Origin of the sequence: Microvirgula sp. AG722 (assembly GCF_003269145.1) — a bacterium.
GTDB classification, from domain to species: Bacteria; Pseudomonadota; Gammaproteobacteria; order Burkholderiales; family Aquaspirillaceae; genus Microvirgula; species Microvirgula aerodenitrificans.
On record NZ_QLTJ01000003.1, the window covers coordinates 18,287 to 36,141 of the forward strand.

16 protein-coding genes and 1 pseudogene are annotated in these 17,855 nt (G+C 64.8%); 6 read left to right on the plus strand and 11 right to left on the minus strand.

The window, feature by feature from the left end:
• Positions 1–3 precede the first annotated feature (3 nt).
• Complete coding sequence (locus tag DFO50_RS06125) at positions 4–705, plus strand: MOSC domain-containing protein (RefSeq protein WP_107888519.1); 702 nt, start codon at positions 4–6, stop codon at positions 703–705.
• A gap of 9 nt (positions 706–714) precedes the next feature.
• Here DFO50_RS06125 and DFO50_RS06130 read toward each other — a convergent pair.
• From DFO50_RS06130 to DFO50_RS06175, 10 genes and pseudogenes are all read right to left on the minus strand, one after another.
• Positions 715–942 (minus strand): annotated as a pseudogene (locus DFO50_RS06130) (type II toxin-antitoxin system RelE/ParE family toxin); the annotation flags it as partial.
• A gap of 27 nt (positions 943–969) precedes the next feature.
• Positions 970–1,938, minus strand: coding sequence for an NAD(P)H-quinone oxidoreductase (locus DFO50_RS06135; protein ID WP_028498256.1), 969 nt, complete (start codon positions 1,936–1,938; stop codon positions 970–972).
• 149 nt (positions 1,939–2,087) lie between these two features.
• Positions 2,088–2,576: a ProQ/FINO family protein gene (locus tag DFO50_RS06140; protein ID WP_158537409.1), complete on the minus strand. Its 489-nt coding sequence runs from the start codon at positions 2,574–2,576 to the stop codon at positions 2,088–2,090.
• Positions 2,577–2,726: 150 nt separating this feature from the next.
• A complete protein-coding gene (gene panD, locus DFO50_RS06145; RefSeq protein ID WP_028498255.1) occupies positions 2,727–3,110 on the minus strand; it encodes an aspartate 1-decarboxylase in 384 nt (127 codons plus the stop codon).
• Between the two features lie 36 nt (positions 3,111–3,146).
• Positions 3,147–3,980 (minus strand): pantoate--beta-alanine ligase, encoded by an 834-nt coding sequence (gene panC, locus DFO50_RS06150; RefSeq protein ID WP_107888520.1) that lies wholly within the window; start codon positions 3,978–3,980, stop codon positions 3,147–3,149.
• A gap of 76 nt (positions 3,981–4,056) precedes the next feature.
• Positions 4,057–4,848 carry a 3-methyl-2-oxobutanoate hydroxymethyltransferase gene (gene panB, locus DFO50_RS06155; RefSeq protein WP_028498253.1) on the minus strand — a complete coding sequence of 264 codons (792 nt, stop codon included), beginning with the start codon at positions 4,846–4,848 and terminating at the stop codon, positions 4,057–4,059.
• 29 nt (positions 4,849–4,877) lie between these two features.
• Positions 4,878–5,516: a deoxynucleoside kinase gene (locus DFO50_RS06160; RefSeq protein ID WP_028498252.1), complete on the minus strand. Its 639-nt coding sequence runs from the start codon at positions 5,514–5,516 to the stop codon at positions 4,878–4,880.
• Positions 5,517–5,636: 120 nt separating this feature from the next.
• Positions 5,637–6,116: a 2-amino-4-hydroxy-6-hydroxymethyldihydropteridine diphosphokinase gene (folK, locus tag DFO50_RS06165; protein ID WP_028498251.1), complete on the minus strand. Its 480-nt coding sequence runs from the start codon at positions 6,114–6,116 to the stop codon at positions 5,637–5,639.
• On the minus strand, positions 6,113–7,462 hold the full coding sequence (gene pcnB, locus DFO50_RS06170) for a polynucleotide adenylyltransferase PcnB (RefSeq protein ID WP_028498250.1): 1,350 nt from the start codon (positions 7,460–7,462) through the stop codon (positions 6,113–6,115). Before pcnB ends, folK begins: the two co-directional genes overlap by 4 nt.
• Positions 7,463–7,708: 246 nt before the next feature.
• Complete coding sequence (locus tag DFO50_RS06175; protein ID WP_051528667.1) at positions 7,709–10,069, minus strand: ATP-binding protein; 2,361 nt, start codon at positions 10,067–10,069, stop codon at positions 7,709–7,711.
• 284 nt (positions 10,070–10,353) lie between these two features.
• On the opposite strand from DFO50_RS06175, the gene DFO50_RS06180 reads away from it, so the two are divergent.
• From DFO50_RS06180 to DFO50_RS06200, 5 genes are all read left to right on the plus strand, one after another.
• Positions 10,354–11,358 (plus strand): TRAP transporter substrate-binding protein, encoded by a 1,005-nt coding sequence (locus DFO50_RS06180; RefSeq protein WP_028498248.1) that lies wholly within the window; start codon positions 10,354–10,356, stop codon positions 11,356–11,358.
• Positions 11,359–11,469: 111 nt separating this feature from the next.
• A complete protein-coding gene (locus DFO50_RS06185) occupies positions 11,470–12,129 on the plus strand; it encodes a TRAP transporter small permease (protein WP_028498247.1) in 660 nt (219 codons plus the stop codon).
• The gene (locus DFO50_RS06190) at positions 12,126–13,412 is read left to right on the plus strand and encodes a TRAP transporter large permease (RefSeq protein ID WP_028498246.1); all 1,287 of its coding nucleotides are present in this window, start codon (positions 12,126–12,128) and stop codon (positions 13,410–13,412) included. Before DFO50_RS06185 ends, DFO50_RS06190 begins: the two co-directional genes overlap by 4 nt.
• A gap of 273 nt (positions 13,413–13,685) precedes the next feature.
• The gene (locus DFO50_RS06195; RefSeq protein WP_028498245.1) at positions 13,686–15,962 is read left to right on the plus strand and encodes an NADP-dependent malic enzyme; all 2,277 of its coding nucleotides are present in this window, start codon (positions 13,686–13,688) and stop codon (positions 15,960–15,962) included.
• A gap of 89 nt (positions 15,963–16,051) precedes the next feature.
• Positions 16,052–16,306, plus strand: coding sequence for a PhaM family polyhydroxyalkanoate granule multifunctional regulatory protein (locus tag DFO50_RS06200; RefSeq protein WP_028498244.1), 255 nt, complete (start codon positions 16,052–16,054; stop codon positions 16,304–16,306).
• A gap of 3 nt (positions 16,307–16,309) precedes the next feature.
• Here the strand turns inward: DFO50_RS06200 and DFO50_RS06205 are convergent, their stop codons facing one another.
• Positions 16,310–17,755 (minus strand): PLP-dependent aminotransferase family protein, encoded by a 1,446-nt coding sequence (locus DFO50_RS06205; protein ID WP_028498243.1) that lies wholly within the window; start codon positions 17,753–17,755, stop codon positions 16,310–16,312.
• Positions 17,756–17,855: the final 100 nt, after the last annotated feature.

The following is a 17,855-nucleotide window of genomic DNA, read 5'->3' on the forward strand; positions in this document are numbered from 1 at the left end:
CGCATGTCCATTCGCTTGCTAGGTCTGTATACCGGCCGCGCCGCCCCGCTCGGCGACGATGGCCGCCTGTCCGCCATCGTCAAGAGCGCGGTTTCCACCGCCCATATCGGGCCGACCGGGCTGGATGGCGACCAGCAGGCCGATCTGAGCGTGCATGGCGGTCCGGACAAGGCGGTGCATCTGTACCCGGCAGAACACTACGCGCGACTGGCCGAAGCCTATCCGGCGGTGGCCGACCGGCTCGGCCCCGGCTTTCTCGGCGAAAACCTGTCCCTGACCGGCCTGCTGGAAACGGCGCTGCGCGTCGGAGACCGGCTGCGTGTCGGCGAGGCGCTGCTGGAAGTCAGCCAGCCGCGCAGCCCGTGCTGGAAAATCGACGCCCGTTTCGGTTGCAAGGGAGTGGCGGCGACCGTTGCCCGTCAGCGGCTGACCGGCTGGTACTGTCGGGTGATCGAGACCGGCGGCATCCACCTCGACAGCCGCATCGAGCCCCTGCCCGGCGACAGCGAGGCCCTGACCCTGGACGCGCTGATGGTACTGATGGCCTCGCACCGCCCCGACCCGGCGCAGTTGCGTGCCGCCGCCGTGCCGGCGCTGACCGCCTCCTGGCGCAAGCGCCTGCTCGACCGTGCCGACTGGCTGCAGCAGAACCAGGCTGACAGCGTGCAGTGGCCGCCGGCACATACGCCCGGCGCCCATGGCTGAGGCGACGCCTCAGTCGCCACTGCCTGTTCGCCCGGCAGCCACGGCACAGGCTTCGTTGCCTTCCCGCCGACCGATGGCAAGGACGGTGACGAGGACCCCGTCACCGTCCACCCGGCATGCCAGGCGATAGCCCGCACGCCGCAGCCTGATCTTGTAGCCGTCCTTCATGCCGCTCAAGCGGGATTTTGGCACGTGAGGATGGCGCAGCCTTTCCGCAAGCTTTTTCTTGAACTGCGCCCGGACTGCGCCGTCAAGCCGCGGCCCTTATACCGTCAGCACGACCTTGCCCAGATTGCGGTTGGCCTCGACATAGCGATGGGCTTCGGCCGCCCTGGCCAGCGGGAACGAGCTGTCCAGCGTGATGCGGACTCGCCCACTGGCCAGGGCCGGCAACACGGTATCGCCCAGCCGCCCGGCCAGCCGCGCCTTGTCGGCCAGCGGCCGGCTGCGCAGGGTCGAGCCGATCAGCGTCAGATGCTTGACCATCAGTTGCGCCAGATCGAGTTCGGCCAGCCGACCGGCCATGAAGGCGATGACGACCAGCCGGCCGCCCGGATTCATGCAGGCCAGGTTGCGTGACAGCGAATCCCCCCCGACCGGGTCCAGCACCACATCGGCCCGACCGGCCGCCTTCAGCGCTGCGACCACGTCGTCGTCGCGATAGTTCAGTGCCAGTTCGGCGCCAAGCTGACGACAGAATGTGCATTTGTCAGCCGTGCCGGCGGTCGCAATCGCGCGCGCACCGACCAGGCCGGCCAGCTGGATGGCCGCCGCACCGACACCGCCGGCACCGGCATGGACCAGCGCTGTCTCGCCCGGCATCAGCCGTGCCAGGTCGATCAGGTTCAGCCACGCCGTCATCCAGGTCTCGGGCAGCGTTGCCGCTTCGACAAAGCCGAGTTCGTCCGGCAAGCGCACCGCCAGCGGCGCATCGACCAGCGCATATTCGGCATAGCCACCGCCGCCGACCAGTGCCATGACCCGGTCGCCGACCGCGAAATCCTTGCTGCCGATACCGACCGCATCGACTTCGCCGGCCACCTCCAGCCCCAGCGTTTCCGGTGCGCCCGGTGGTGGCGGATAGCGGCCTTCACGCTGGGCAATGTCAGCCCGGTTGATGCCGGCCGCGCGCACGCGGACGCGCAACTGGCCGGGCCCCGGTTCCGGCATCGGCAGTTCGCCGACGATCAGGGTGTCGGCATCACCGGGGGCGGTCTGGATGATCGCTCTCATGACGGTTGTCTCCTCTGACATGAATTCAGCATCCAGTCTGCCCCGATCCGGCGACAACGGCAAACCACTAACGAGTTGCAGCGCAGCACGAAAAAAGAAAAACGGAGCCAGTAAATGGCTCCGTTTCCGGGCAGAAAGCCTGTCGACGCCTATTCGGCAGCCGGCTTGCTGTCATCGATCAGCTTGATCAGGTCGTTCAGCTCGGCCTTGACCTCCTCGATCGCCTGCTGGCGTTCGCCGGCCGGCACTGCATCGGCAACCGCCGCTGCAGGCGCAGCGTCGGCAGGGGCCGCGACAGCGTCCTTGCCGGTACCCATGCCGTCCAGCCGACGCTTGGCGTCGTCCTTCTCGGCATCGGTCAGTTCAGCGGCGCGCTTGCCGTCGAGCTTGTAGCGATACTGTTCGCGCTGCATCGCCTTCAGGTAGCGCGCGGTGCAACAGTGGCGCTGAATCACGCGCTGAACCACTACCGGATCAAACTGGGGCAGTTCGGCGATGAGCGCCTCGTGGATGCCGATTGCCAACGGCTTGAATTGACGCAACACGCCAAAGCGCTTGTAGATCAGGTCGGTTGCTTCCTTGACCTGCTGACGCTTGGGTTTGTCACGCATCGCCTGTTGCAGGGCAAGTTGGAGCACGGGATTATGTTGTTGGGACATGAATCAAACAAATCTGATGAAACGGATTGGCCGCGAGTATAGCCGTGTTACGCCGGTTTGCCTGCTAAAGCTGACATCTTATGACGTACGACAACCACACTCACGGTTTCAACAAGGCGTCTGCCGGCGTTATTCCGCCGCCTGGACCGGGATGCCGTCAGGCAATTCGACGATCCGGTTCCGTTCGTCGACATGAACCAGACGGGGTTTGTGCGCCGCCAGTTCGGCGTCCTCGAACATGCCGTAGCTGGCAATGATCAGCAGGTCGCCGACTGCCGCACGCCGGGCGGCCGAGCCGTTGACCGAGATCATGCCGCTGCCTCGTTCGCCGCGGATGGCGTAGGTTGCGAACCGTTCGCCGTTGTTGACGTTCCAGATCTGGATTTCTTCGTACTCGCGGATGTCCGCGGCTTCGAGCAGATCCTCGTCGATCGCGCACGAGCCGATATAGTGCAGTTCGCACTGGGTCACGCTGACCCGGTGCAGCTTGGACTTCAGAATAATGCGTTGCATGCTGGTTCCTGCCGGTGTTCGCGGACGACGTGTCCGCTAGCGATGAATTTCAATATTGTCGATCAGCCTGGTCTTGCCCTGACGCGCGGCAGCCAGCACCACCAGCCGTTTTTCGCCGGCATGGGCCAGTTCCAGCGTGTCGGCCTGGCGGATTTCGACGTAGTCGACCTGCCAGCCATGCTGTTCCAGCGTTGCGCGTGCCGCCTGCTCCAGCCCGGCATAGTCGTTGTCACCGTCGATCAGGCTGTCGCGGATGCGCGCCAGTTCACGCTGCAGTCGCGGCGCCTCGGCGCGTTCGGCGGCGGACAGGTAGCCATTGCGCGACGACAGCGCAAGGCCGTCGTCGGCACGGCCGGTGTCCACCGGCACGATCTCGACCGGGATGTTCAGGTCTTCGACCATCGACTTGATCACGTGCAGTTGCTGGAAGTCCTTCTTGCCGAAGCAGGCGACGTCCGGCTGCACGATATTGAACAGCTTGCTGACCACGGTCGCCACGCCCCGGAAATGCCCGGGGCGGAATGCGCCGCACAGCTCGTTCTGGATATGCGGCGGCTCGACGTTGTAGTCCTGGCGGATACGCGGATACAGCTCGCGTTCGTCCGGCAGGAACAGCGCGTCGACCCCGGCCTGTTCGAGCCTGGCACGGTCGGCTTCGAAGGTGCGCGGATAACTGTCGAAATCCTCGCCCTGGCCGAACTGGATGCGGTTGACGAAGATGCTGACCACGACACGCTCGGCGCGCTTCTTCGCTTCGTGCACCAGCGCCAGATGGCCTTCGTGCAGATTACCCATGGTCGGCACGAGCGCGAGGCGGCCGGCCGTCTTGCGCCAGGCGCGCAGATCGGAAATGGTGCGGATGATGTCCATAGTTCTGAGAAAAAGGTATCCCGGTCAACGGGGGGAACGGGCTGGCGCCGCGAACGGCGCCGGTCGGGGAATCAGGTCAGAAACTGTGCTCTTCGCCAGGGAAGGCGCCAGTCTTCACTGCCTTGACATACGCTTCGAAGGCACCGGCGATGCTGCCGGCCTCCTGCATGAAATTCTTGACGAAACGGGCCTTCTTGCCCGGGAAGGCGCCGAGCATGTCGTGCATGACCAGCACCTGGCCGTCGACGTCGACACCGGCGCCAATACCGATGGTCGGCACCGACAGCGCTTCGGTCACCTGGCGCGCCAGGGCGGCCGGCACGGCCTCCATCAGCACCAGTGCGGCGCCGGCATCCGCCAGCGCACGGGCGGCAGCCAGTTGCACGGCAGCGCCTTCTTCGGTCTTGCCCTGAACCTTGTAGCCACCAAACACATTGACCGACTGCGGCGTCAGCCCGATATGCGCGCAGACCGGCACGCCGCGCTCGACCAGGAAGCGCACGGTATCGGCCATGCCCGTACCGCCCTCGAGCTTGACCATGTGCGCCCCGGCCGCCATCAGCCGGACCGAGCTGTCGAACGCCTGCGCCGGCGAGGTCTGGTAGCTGCCGAACGGCAGGTCGGCCAGCACCAGTGCATTCTTCGCCCCGCGCGCGACCGCACGGGTGTGGTAGATCATGTCGTCGAGACTGACCGGCAGCGTCGAGTCATGGCCCTGAACGACCATGCCCAGCGAATCGCCGATCAGCAGGATTTCGACCCCGGCTGCATCCATCAGCGCGGCAAAGCTCGCGTCATAACAGGTGAGCATGGTGATCTTCTGGCCATCGGCCTTCAGGCGGGCCAATGTGCTTACGGTGACTTTCATCGGGTGTATGTATCCTGGTGACGGAGGGCCTAGGCGCCGGCGCCCTTGTTGAAGTAGCTGCGGGTTCCCTGCATGTCGGTGATACAGCGCAACAGCAGTTCGAAATCCTCGTCACTGTCGACAAGGTTGAGATTGTCGGTATTGACGATCAGCACGGGCGCGCCGTCGAAGTGATGGAAAAATTCGTTATACGCTTCGGCGACACGGCGCAGGTAACCATCCGGAAAGTTGTACTCGTATGCCAGACCGCGCTCGGCAATGCGTCTGGCCGCCGTATCCGGCGACACTTCCAGCGCGATCAGCAGATCCGGCAAAGGATACTCTGGCAGGACTTTACGCTGCAATGCACGATACAGCGCCAGTTCATCGCCCTCGAGGTTCAGCTGCGCGAACAGGAATTCCTTGTCGAAGCAGTAATCGGCAACCACCGGGTGCTCGCTGACGGTATCCATCAGCTGGCGGCGCTGCTCTTCCCGCTGCAACAGGAACTGCAACTGGGTGTGCAGCGCGTAGTGCTTGCGGTCCTGGTAGAAGCGCGGCAGGAACGGGTTGTCGTCGATCACCTCTTCGAGCAGGCGGGCCTGCCAGTGTGCGGCCAGGCGGCGGGCAAGCGTGGTCTTGCCGGCGCCGATAGGGCCTTCGACGGCAATATAACGGTATGGCGACATGATTCTCCCTGGGCGGTTCACCCGGCCGCCGCAACGACGACGGGGCCCGGGCATGATAGCGTCATTTACCGGCCGAACGACCGCCGGAATGCAGACAACTTCCTGCTGGCTGACTGCCGGTCAATCAATACGTTCCACACCGCTGCAATCCAGGACGGACAGCAGCTCGGCCACCCGGCCGCGGCCGGGCACGGACAGGTCCGGGGCGATGTCGGCCAGCGGCGCCAGCACGAAGGCACGCTCGTGCATGCGCGGGTGCGGCAGCGTCAGCGCCCGGTCATCGCGCACGAGTTCGCCCCAGGTCAGCAGATCCAGATCCAGCGTGCGTGGCGCATTGCGGAAGGTGCGCACCCGGCCGCAGTCGCTTTCGATCTCCAGCAGCGCGGCCAGCAGCGCATCGGCGTCCAGCGTGGTCTCGACCAGCGCGGCGGCGTTGATGAAATCCGGTTGCCCGGCATAGCCGACCGGTGCGGTGCGATAGCGCGGCGAGCGGGCGATCACCCGGGTCGCCGGCAGCAGGTCCAGCCGCGCGAACGCTTCGTTCACGGTCGCAGCGGCGTCGCCGAGGTTGGCCCCCAGCGCCACGGCAGCCAGTGTCATGCGTCCACGCCCGGCGTATCGCCGGCCGGCTTCTTGCGCCGGCGGCGGCGCTTCTTGCGCGCCGGGTCCTGTGACGGTTCGTCGGTGACCATCATTGATTCGCGACGGTCGCCATCGGCAAACTGGAAGTGCTCCCACCACTCGGCCAGCGCCTTCGGCACCTCGCCGACTTCGGCGCGCAGGCACAGGAAGTCGTAGCCGGCGCGGAAGCGCGGCTGTTCCAGCAGGCGGTAGGGACGCGAACCGTTGCGGATCTCGAAACGCGGCTGCAGCACCCAGATCTCGCGCATGGTCGCCAGGAAGCGGCGCGGGATGGCCAGCCGGTCACCGAGCCTGGCTTCGACCGTGTCCATCGCATCGAGCAGGGCCGGAATGGATTTTTCACCGGTATCGAGACGACGCTGCCACTCGGCGTTGACATTGCTCCACAGCAGCGCGGCAAACAGGAAGCCGTCGGAAATGCCCTTGCCTTCCATCAGCCGGCGATCGGTCTGTGCCAGCGCCAGCTTGACGAAGTCCTCGCCGCCCGGCTGGTCGATGATCGCGTCCAGCAGCGGAAACAGCCCCTTGTGCAGCCCTTCGGCGCGCAGGCGGGTCAGACAGGCCCAGCTGGCGCCGGAATGCAGCATCTTCAGCATTTCGTCGAACAGCCGCGCCGACGCCACGTCCTTCAGCAGTCCGGCCAGATGGCCGATCGGCTTGCGGGTCGCCTCGTCGATCGAGAAGCCGAGCTTGGCCGCCAGACGCACCGCGCGCAGCATGCGCACCGGGTCTTCCTTGTAGCGCTCGATCGGCGGGCCGATCATCACCAGCTTGCGCGCTTCGACATCGCGCACGCCATGGTGATAGTCGTGAATGGTTTCGTCGGCGGTGTTGTAGTACAGCGCATTGGCGGTGAAGTCGCGACGCCGCGCATCCTCGGCCATGCTGCCATAGGTATTGTCGGAGACGATGCGCCCGGACTCGGTGGTCTCCAGATCGCTGCCGTCGCCGCGGAACGTGGTGACCTCGATCACCTCGTCCCGACCGAACACCACGTGAACGATGCGGAAACGGCGACCGATGATGCGCGAACGGCGGAACAGCCGGTGCACTTCTTCCGGCGTCGCGTTGGTGGCGACGTCGAAGTCCTTCGGTTCATGGCCGATCAGCAGATCGCGGACCGCGCCGCCAACCACGAAGGCGTCGAAACCCGCCTCCTGCAGTCGCGTAGTGACTTTTAGCGCGGACGGGCTGAGCTCGTCGCGCCGGATACCGTGCTGGGCGAACGGGATGATCTTGGCGCGTGCCGCACCACGGGATTTGCCCGGCAGGCGGAGCACACGACTGATAAATTTGCGAATCATCGCGGAGGTCGGATTCGTACGGATGGCCAGAGAAGCCGGCGATTATACCGCCATCCGTCGCTTTGGCTTCATCTGTTCTGCCGGAGGGGGCGTTTGCAGTCACCGGCTACTGCGATGACGGCAGGGACGGGCGCGGAATTAACCACACTTTTACCGATAACAAAAGCCCCTCTTGCGAGGGGCTTTTGGGGATCACCGGTTTCTCTTGTCTATCCCACTCCCGAGGCTTTCCCGCCACGCCCCGCCTCAAACCACCCCAGCCGTTTCCAGCCTTACCGGCAGGCGGAAGCGGAAGCGACAGCCGCCGCCCGGAGCCGGCTCCAGTTCGAACTCGCCGCGGTGGTACTCGATCACCGAACGGCAGATGTTCAGGCCGATGCCCATGCCCTCGGCCTTGGTGGTAAAGAACGGCATGAACAGCTGCTCGGCCAGTTCCGGCGCGATACCCGGGCCGTTGTCGGTCACCTCGACCTCGACCATGCTGCCGGCCTCGCGGGTGCAGATCGACAGCATCGGCTTGGCGATGCCGGCATCGCGCATCGCCTCGACCGCGTTGTTGACCAGGTTCAGCAGCACCTGCTCGATCAGCACCCGGTCGACGTCGGCGGCCCGGCATTCGGACAGCGAGGCCTCCAGCCGCACGCCCTGCACGCGCATCACCGGCCCGGCCAGCGTCAGCACCGACTCGACCACGGCATTGATGTCCACTGGCGCCAGCTGTGGTGCCCGTTTTTTCACAAAGCCGCGAATGCCGTGAACGATCTGGCCGGCGCGGCGCGCCTGCTCGGCGATTTTCTCCAGCGGCGCACGCAACTGCTCGCGGTCGAAACCGGGCAGGTCCATCTTCTTCAGGCAGCCGGTCGAATAGGTGGCGATGACCGCCAGCGGCTGGTTGATCTCGTGCGCCAGCGTCGACGCCATCTCGCCCATGGTGACCAGCCGCGCGGTACTCTGCAGCTTCTCGGCGTGCTGGCGTTCGCGTTCGGCCAGCCGCTTGGATTCAGTGATGTCGGCATAAATGCCGAGCCATGCCGCCTCGCCATCAACCCATTCGATGCGTCGGCGGTGAATCTGGTACACGCGCGGCGACCCCGGGAAAGTCAGCTCGCAATCGATCACGTCCTCGTCGTTGCGCGTGTCGCGCGGCCACGGCAGTACCACGCAGAACGGGGCATCCTGCTCGGCCCGAACCATGTTTTCCTCGAAGGCGCGGTTGGAGAACAGCAGTTGCCGGTCGACGCAGCGGCTGACGCACACCGGCGCATCCAGCCCGTTGAGCACCGTCGCCAGCCGTTCCTGCGCCGCGGCCACCGCCATCCGCTTGCGCTTGTGTTCGGTGATGTCATAGAAGCTCGCCAGCCAGCCGGTCTGCCGGCCGCCCTCGTCCACCAGTGGCGTCAGGTACAGCCGCACGTCGAAACGTCCGCCATTGCGCCGCTCGAACAGCAGCTCGAAGCCCAGGCTGGGGATGCGGTCCTCGGCGATGCGGGTCAGCATCTCGTCCAGGTCAGCCTGGCGGTCGGCCGGCCAGAAGGAATACGGCGGCGCCTGGCCGACCAGCATCTCGGCCGGCACGCCAAGCATGTCGCACAGCGCGCGGTTGACGCGGGTGATGCGGCCACTGAGGTCGATCGCGATCAGGCCGTTTTTCATCGAGTTTTCGATCGCGCTGCGCAGCGCCATTTCGCGCCGCAGCGCACGCTCGACCCGGTTGCGGGTCTTGATGTCGAGGCGGATCTTCCACAGGCTGGCAACCAGCAGCGCCATCAGCAGCAGGGACACGCCGCCAAGCACCGGCATCGCCATCCCGACGCCGACCCGGTAGGCGGTCGCCTTCAGCCGCAACCCGTGCCCGGGCGGGGTGAATTCGATTTCATGGCTCAGCGCGCCGGGCCGCTCGGCCAGCTGGAATTTGGTCGCCAGCACCTCGCCACCGAGGTCGACCACACTGATCTGGTATTTCTGCCCGATCCACCACGGCACCTGGTGGTACAGCAACTGGCTGAGGCTGAAGGTCAGCCGGATGCCGCCGGCAAACTGCTTGCCGATATAGATCGGCGCCACCAGGTCGACCAGCGGTTCATGATCGGCCAGCCGGTACACATCGCTGTAGCTTGGTTCGGTCAGCCGGCGTGCCACGTCCAGCGTGTCGAGCAGCGAGTAGCGCCCGCCCTTGTCGCCGCCCTGCTGCGGGACATCGACAAAGCGGCCGATATGCCAGCGCACATGACCGTCGGTATCCAGCCGCTCGATGCGGGCGATTTCGGGGTTTTCCCGGATCAGCAGTTTCGCCGCGGCGGAAAAATGGCTTTCCGTCATGTCGCGCTTGGCAATCTCGCTGCCGATCATGCCGCTCCACTCTTCCAGCGAGTCGAAGCGCAGGCGGAATGCCTGTTCCAGCCACAGGATGTCCTGGATCAGCGTGTCGCGACGCTCGTCTTCCCAGTCGCGCCAGACCGCCGCGCCCAGCAGGCCGAGCACCAGCAGCAGCACGCTCAGCGCCGCCGTCGGCAACCAGACCACGCCGCGCGAATCGGCCAGCGAGAACGTCGGGCGCCAGCGGCGCGGTTTGTTCTTTTCAGGCTGCTGATTGCTTGCATGGGGCATGGCGAGTCCATCCGGCCGGTGGCGACAGGCTGATCCGGCGTCGCCGGAGACAGGGGGCAACGGGACGGCGTTTCAGTGATCGGGGCGGCAATTGTAGCGCGCCCGGCCGCGGCGGGCAGGGCGGCAGCGACCAGCCCGGAAGCATAATTATTATTCCATTAGGGCATTCCCTAATAGCCATCCGGTCTTGTGCACACTATGTTCCGCCCAGTGTCCGACAAAAGGACACTCGCATGACACACAACAACAACACCCTGATAGTTCTACAAATTATGGAGACAGGAATGAAACTCAAACTAGCCGCCCTGACCGTCGCGCTCGGCCTCGGTCTGTCGCAAGCCGCCGTCGCCGCCGGCGAAATCGTCATCAAGTTCAGCCACGTCGTGGCCGTGAACACCCCGAAGGGCAAGGCTGCCGAGTACTTCAAGAAGCTGGCCGAAGAACGCACCAAGGGCAAGGTCAAGGTCCAGGTCTACCCGAACAGCCAGCTGTACAAGGACAAGGAAGAGCTCGAGGCGCTGCAGCTGGGCGCGGTGCAGATGCTGGCCCCGTCGCTGGCCAAGTTCGGCCCGCTGGGCGCCAAGGAGTTCGAGGTGTTCGACCTGCCGTACATCTTTGACGACTACAACGACCTGCACAAAGTGACCCAGGGCCCGATCGGCAAGCAGCTGCTGGCCAAGCTGGAACCCAAGGGCATCAAGGGCCTGGCATTCTGGGACAACGGCTTCAAGAGCTTCTCGTCCAACCGCCCGATGAAGACGCCGGCCGACATGAAGGGCCTGAAGCTGCGCATCCAGTCGTCCAAGGTGCTGGAAGAAGAAGTCCGCGCCCTCGGCGCCATGCCGCAGGTGATGGCGTTCTCCGAGGTGTACCAGGCGCTGCAGACCGGCGTGGTCGACGGCACCGAGAACCCGATCTCGAATTTCTACACCCAGAAGATGCACGAAGTGCAGAAGAACCTGACCCTGACCAACCACGGCTACCTCGGCTATGCGGTGATCGTGAACAAGAAGTTCTGGGACGGCCTGCCGGGCGACGTGCGCACCACGCTGGAAGGCGCGATGCGTGATGCCACCACCTACGCGAACCAGATCGCCGAGAAGGAAAACAACGACGACCTGGCGCGGGTCAAGGCCAGCGGCAAGACCCAGGTCTACACGCCGACGCCGGCCGAACGTGCCGCGTTCAAGAAGGCGCTGGTGCCGGTGCATCAGAAGATGTCCGACCGCATCGGTCCGGACCTGATCAAGGCGATCTACAAGGACACCGGCTTCAACCCGGCGCAGTAAGCCCCCTGCCCCGGCGCCCCTACACGAACGGCGGACGGTTTTCCGTCCCGCCGCGGGCGCCGGCGTCCTCCGATACCCGCTCTTCGCAGTGATCTGCGACCGGATACCGTCATGCTCAAATTTCTCGACCACCTTGAGGAATGGCTGATCGCCTTTCTCATGGGGGCCGCAACCCTGCTCATTTTCGTCGCGGTGGTACACCGCTACGGCATGGGTATCGATGCGTTGCAGCCCTATCTCACCCACATTCATCTCAGCTGGGCGCAGGAACTCTGCATCTACATGTTCGTGTGGATGGCCAAGTTCGGTGCCGCCTATGGCGTGCGTACCGGCATCCACGTCGGCGTCGATGTGCTGATCAACAAGCTGTCCACGCCGAACCGCAACAAATTCGTGATCTTCGGCCTGATGGCCGGTGCGCTGTTCACCGCCACCGTCGGCACGCTGGGCGCGGACTTTGTCTGGGAAATCGGCCACACCGAACAGACCTCGGCCGACCTGGAACTGCCGATGTGGATCGTCTATCTGGCCATCCCGGTCGGTTCCTACCTGATGTGCTTCCGCTTCCTGCAGGTGGCGTGGAACTTCATCCGCACCGGCGAGCTGCCGCACCATGACCACAGCCATGTCGAAGGCATGGACGACGAAGACGAAGTCAGCATCGGCGAAGCGATCCAGATCGCCGAAGAACGCGAACACGGCCATGCCGGCCTGTCCGACGAGGCGTGGGACAAGCAGCGTCGTGACGACGACAAGGAGAACAAATCGTGAGCGCGCTGATTATCTTCACCTTGCTGATCGTGCTGATGCTGACCGGCATGCCGATCTCGATTTCGCTCGGTCTGACCGTACTGACCTTCCTGTTCACCATGACCGACGTGCCGATCACGTCGGTGGCGCTGAAGCTGTTCACCGGCATCGAGAAGTTCGAAATCATGGCGATTCCGTTCTTCATCCTCGCCGGCAACTTCCTGACCCACGGCGGTGTGGCACGGCGGATGATCCGCTTCGCCACCAGCATGGTCGGCCACTGGCATGGCGGTCTGGGCCTGGCCGGCGTGCTGGCCTGCGCCCTGTTCGCCGCCGTGTCCGGCTCGTCGCCGGCAACCGTGGTCGCCATCGGCTCCATCCTGCTGCCGGCGATGATCAAGCAGGGCTTCCCGCCGCGCTTCGGTGCCGGTGTCATCACCACCTCGGGCGCGCTCGGCATCCTGATTCCGCCGTCCATCGTCATGGTGATGTATTCGGTCGCCACCAACACCTCGGTCGGACAACTGTTCATGGCCGGCGTGATCCCGGGCCTGCTGCTGGCCACGCTGCTCGGCGTGACCACCTGGTGGCGTGCCCGCAAGTTCGGCTATCCGCGCCTGGCCAAGGCGTCGGCATCGCAGCGGCTGCACGCGCTGCGCGAGTCGATCTGGGGTCTGCTGCTGATCGTGGTGGTCATCGGCGGCATCTATACCGGCATCTTCACGCCGACCGAGGCCGCGGCCATGAGTGCGGTGTACGCGTTCTTCGTCGCGGTGTTCGTGTACAAGGACATGAAGCTGAGCCAGGTGCCGAAAGTGCTGCTCGACTCGGCCAACATGTCGGCGATGCTGCTATACATCATCACCAATGCCGTGCTGTTCTCGTTCCTGATGACCAGCGAGCAGATTCCGCAGAACATGGCGGAATGGATGCTGAACCAGGGCATGGGACCGATCGCCTTCCTGCTGGTGGTGAACGTGCTGCTGCTGCTGGCGGGCAACGTGATGGAACCGTCGTCGATCGTGCTGATCATGGCGCCGATCCTGTTCCCGATGGCCATGCACCTCGGCATCGATCCGGTCCACTTCGGCATCCTGATCGTGGTCAACATGGAAGTCGGCATGTGCCACCCGCCAGTGGGGCTGAACCTCTACGTGGCGAGCGGCATCACCAAGATGGGCATCACCGAGCTGACCAAGGCGGTCTGGCCATGGCTGCTGACCATGCTCGGCTTCCTGGTGCTGATCACCTATGTGCCGGCCATCTCGCTGTGGCTGCCGAGAACGCTGGGCATGATGTCGTGATCCTGCGCTGCCCGTCCCCGCCACGGCGGGGCTGACGCACAGTCCGGCGCGCGGGCGGTCATTTTTCTGGCCGCCCGCGTGCGTTATCTTTCATGCATTTTCAATATCTGACATTTGACGTTTTTCTGGCCATCCGGTGACCGAAATCAAAATCGGTCATACCAATGGCTTGTCACGCCGCTGAATGGCTATAATGGTCGGCTCGCGGCGAACTTGTCAGACAACAATACCACCGTGTTCACAACCGAAAAGCCTCAACCAGGAGTGTCTTTCATGGACGAGCAACTGCGCCAGAGCGCCCTCGACTATCACCGTTTCCCCACTGGCGGCAAGATCCAGGTCTCGCCGACCAAGCCGCTCGCCACTCAGCGTGACCTTGCGCTCGCCTATTCCCCCGGGGTCGCCGCCGCTTGCGACGCCATCGTGGAAAACCCGGCTGAAGCCAACACCCTGACCGCGCGTGGCAACCTCGTCGCCGTGATCTCCAACGGCACGGCCGTGCTGGGCCTGGGCAATATCGGCGCACTCGCCGGCAAGCCGGTCATGGAAGGCAAGGGCGTCCTGTTCAAGAAGTTCGCCGGCATCGACGTGTTCGACATCGAAGTCGACGAGCACGATCCGGACAAGCTGGTCGACATCATCACCTCGCTGGAACCGACCTTCGGCGGCATCAACCTTGAAGACATCAAGGCGCCGGAGTGCTTCTACATCGAGAAGAAGTGTCGCGAGAAGATGAACATTCCGGTGTTCCACGACGACCAGCACGGTACCGCGATCATCACCACTGCTGCCGTGCTCAACGGCCTGCGCGTGGTCGGCAAGGACATCGGCTCGGTACGCCTGGTGGTGTCCGGCGCCGGTGCCGCCGCCATTGCCTGCCTCGACCTGCTGGTGGCCCTCGGCCTGCAGCCGAAGAACATCATCGCCTGCGACTCGAAGGGCGTGATCTTCAAGGGTCGTGACGAGAAGCTCGATCCGTCCAAGGCCCGCTTCGCCATCGACGACAACGGCATGCGCAAGCTGGCCGACGCGATGGTCGATGCCGACATCTTCCTCGGCCTGTCCGGCCCGAGACTGGTGTCGCCGGAAATGGTCAAGACCATGGCCGCGCATCCGCTGATCCTGGCCCTGGCCAACCCGGAACCGGAAATCCTGCCGCCGCTGGCGAAGGAAGCCCGCCCGGACGCCATCATCTGCACCGGCCGTTCGGACTTCCCGAACCAGGTCAACAACGTACTCTGCTTCCCGTTCATCTTCCGCGGCGCGCTCGACGTCGGCGCGACGACGATCAACGAGGAAATGAAGCTCGCCTGCGTGCGTGCCATTGCCGATCTGGCCATGGCCGAGCAGAACGACGTGGTCGCCAGCGCCTACGAAAACCAGGAACTGAGCTTCGGCCCGGAATACCTGATTCCGAAGCCGTTCGACCCGCGCCTGATCATCAAGATCGCGCCGGCCGTCGCCCAGGCCGCCATGGATTCCGGTGTCGCCACCCGTCCGATCGAGGACATGGATGCGTACATCGAGAAGCTGACCCAGTTCGTCTACAAGACGAACCTGTTCATGAAGCCGGTGTTCGCCGCGGCCAAGAAGGACAAGAAGCGCGTCGTGCTGTGCGAGGGTGAAGACGAACGCATCCTGCACGCCACCCAGGAAATCGTGTCGACCGGCCTCGCCTTCCCGATCCTGATCGGCCGGCCGTCGGTGGTCGAACAGCGCATCGAGAAGCTGGGCCTGAAGCTGCGCCCGGGCATCGACTTCGAGCTGGTCAACAACGAAAACGATCCGCGCTTCAAGGAATACTGGAGCGAGTACTACGAGATCATGAAGCGCCAGGGCGTGTCGCACGAGCTGGCCCGTCGCGAAGTGTCGCGCAAGACCACGCTGATCGGCGCGCTGATGGTTCGCCGCGGCGAAGCCGACGCGATGGTGTGCGGTACCTTCGGCACCTACCCGATGCACCTCGAGCTGATCCGTCAGGTGATCCCGATGGCCGATGACTGCCCGACGCTGGGCGCGATGAACGCGCTGCTGCTGCCGACCGGCAACATCTTCGTCACCGACACCTACGTGAACCCGGCCCCGAGCGCGGAGCAGATCGCCGACATCACCCGCATGGCCACCCAGGCAATGCACCGCTTCGGCATCGCACCGAAGGTGGCCCTGCTGTCGCATTCGAGCTTCGGCAGCGGCACCCTGTGCTCGGCCCAGACCATGCGCGACGCGCTGGACCTGATCCGCGAACGCCAGCCGGACCTGGAAGTCGACGGCGAAATGCAGGGTGATGCCGCTCTGGTCGAGCACATCCGTGCCCAGGCCATGCCGGACAGCCCGCTGAAGGGCAGCGCCAACCTGCTGGTGATGCCGAACGTCGAGTCCGCCAACATCAGCTACAACCTGCTGCGCGTGTCGGCTTCCGACGGCGTGACCATCGGCCCGATCCTGATGGGTCTGTCGAAGTCGGTCCACATCGTGACGCCGATCTCGTCGGTCCGCCGCATCCTGAACATGGTGGCCATCGCCGCCGTCGGGGCGATCGAACAGGCGTAATCCTCGCCGGCCGGCACCAGGGCTATACTGAACGGGCAACCCCTTGCGGGTTGCCCGTTTTTCTTTGGTTCAAACTGCCTGGAGCCGTCATGAGCGCCGATTTCAATCCGTCCGATCCGTTTGCCTTCCTGCGCCAGTTCTGGCCGCAGGGCGGCAGCCCGATGCAGCCGTTCATGCCCCCGCTGAGCGAGGAGGAAATCGAACGCAAGATCGGTGAACTGCGCGTGATCGAAAACTGGCTGACCATGAGCATGGGCATGCTGTCGATGCAGATCAAGGCGCTGGAAATGCAGAAGGCGGCAATGGCGGCGCTGAAGCCCAGGGACGACGCCCCGCCGCGCTGACGCTCAGCCCAGTTGCTGCTTTGCCAGCTCGCCAACCCGCGCCAGCGCGGCGCTGTAGCGGGCGTCGAGCGGATAGCAGCACGACAGCCGCATCGCATTCGCGTAGCGGCCGGACGGCGAGTACATCGTGCCCGGCATGACGCTGATGCGTTCGGCCAGCGCCGCGTGGCACAGCGCCACGGTATCCACCTGCTCCGGCAGCGCCACCCACACCAGAAAACCGCCGCTCGGCGACGTGGCCCGCGTGCCGGCCGGGAAGAATTCGCCGACCATGCCACGCAGCCGCTCGACCTGATCGGCGTAGCGCCGGCGCAGATTGCGCAGGTGATGGTCGTAGCCGCCGGACTCCAGAAACAGTCCGATCGTTTCCGCCAGCACGGCCGGTTCCGCGACCGACGAGCTGAACTTGAGCCGGCGGATGTCGGCAGCGAAACGCCCGCCCTCGACCCAGCCCACCCGGAAATCCGGCGCCAGCGTCTTGGTATAGCTGGCGCAGACAATGATCCAGCCATTGCGGTCGAACGCCTTGGCCGCCGGGGCCAGCGCCGGCGCGAACTGCAGCTCGGCATACAGCGCATCCTCGATCAGCGGCACCCGGTAGTCGTTGACCAGCCGCGCCAGCCGCTGCTTGGCCGCCAGCGACATGCTGAAGCCGAGCGGGTTGTGCACGTTCGGCATGGCCACCACCGCATCCAGCCGCTTTTCCGACAGCAGCAGCTCCAGCACATCCAGTGACATGCCGTGTTGCGGATCGGTTGGAATCTCCACCGCCTTCAGTCCGAGACTGGCCAGCAACGGCAGCAGATTGAAATAGGTGGGCGACTCCAGCCCGACCGTCCCGCCCGGCCGGGTCACGGCGCGCAACGCCAGTTGCAGTCCTTCCATGCAGCCATGCGTCAGCACGATATCGTCCGGAGCCAGCGTCATGCCGAGGTCGAGCCCGCGCCGGGCAATCTGCTGCCGCAGGCGTTCCGACCCCGGCGGCATCGAATAGGTGCTGATCAGTTCCGGCTGCCGGCGCAGCAGGCCGGACAGGATGCGGGCGAGCTTGCCGCCCGGGTAGAAATCGCCGCCGCGCGGACAGGCCAGCGCCAGATCGATAAAGTCCGGCCGCTGCTGCGCGCCCAGTACCGCCCCGATCAGGTCGAGCACGTCGCCCGAGGTGGCCCGGGCCGGTTCGGCCACCGGCGAGCCGAGCGCGCCACGCGGCGACGGCAGCCGGGCACGCACGTAGTAGCCGGACTGCGGACGCGCCTCGACCAGCCCGCGATCCTCCAGCGTGCGGTAGGCAGCCACCACCGTGTTCAGGCTCAACTGCCGGCTTTGCGACGCCTGTCGCACCGATGGCAGACGGCTGCCCGGCGCCAGCGTCCCGCGCAGGATGGCATCGCCGAGTTCGTCGGCAACGCGCAGGTAGTACGGCAGGTCGGGGGTGGCGGTCGTATTCATGGTGACAATCCGGTGGCAAAACACGGGTTACAGTTGAAAACAAATGCAATTGGCACCAATACAATACGTTATTACTGGATCTGTAACCATCCGGCGGGGC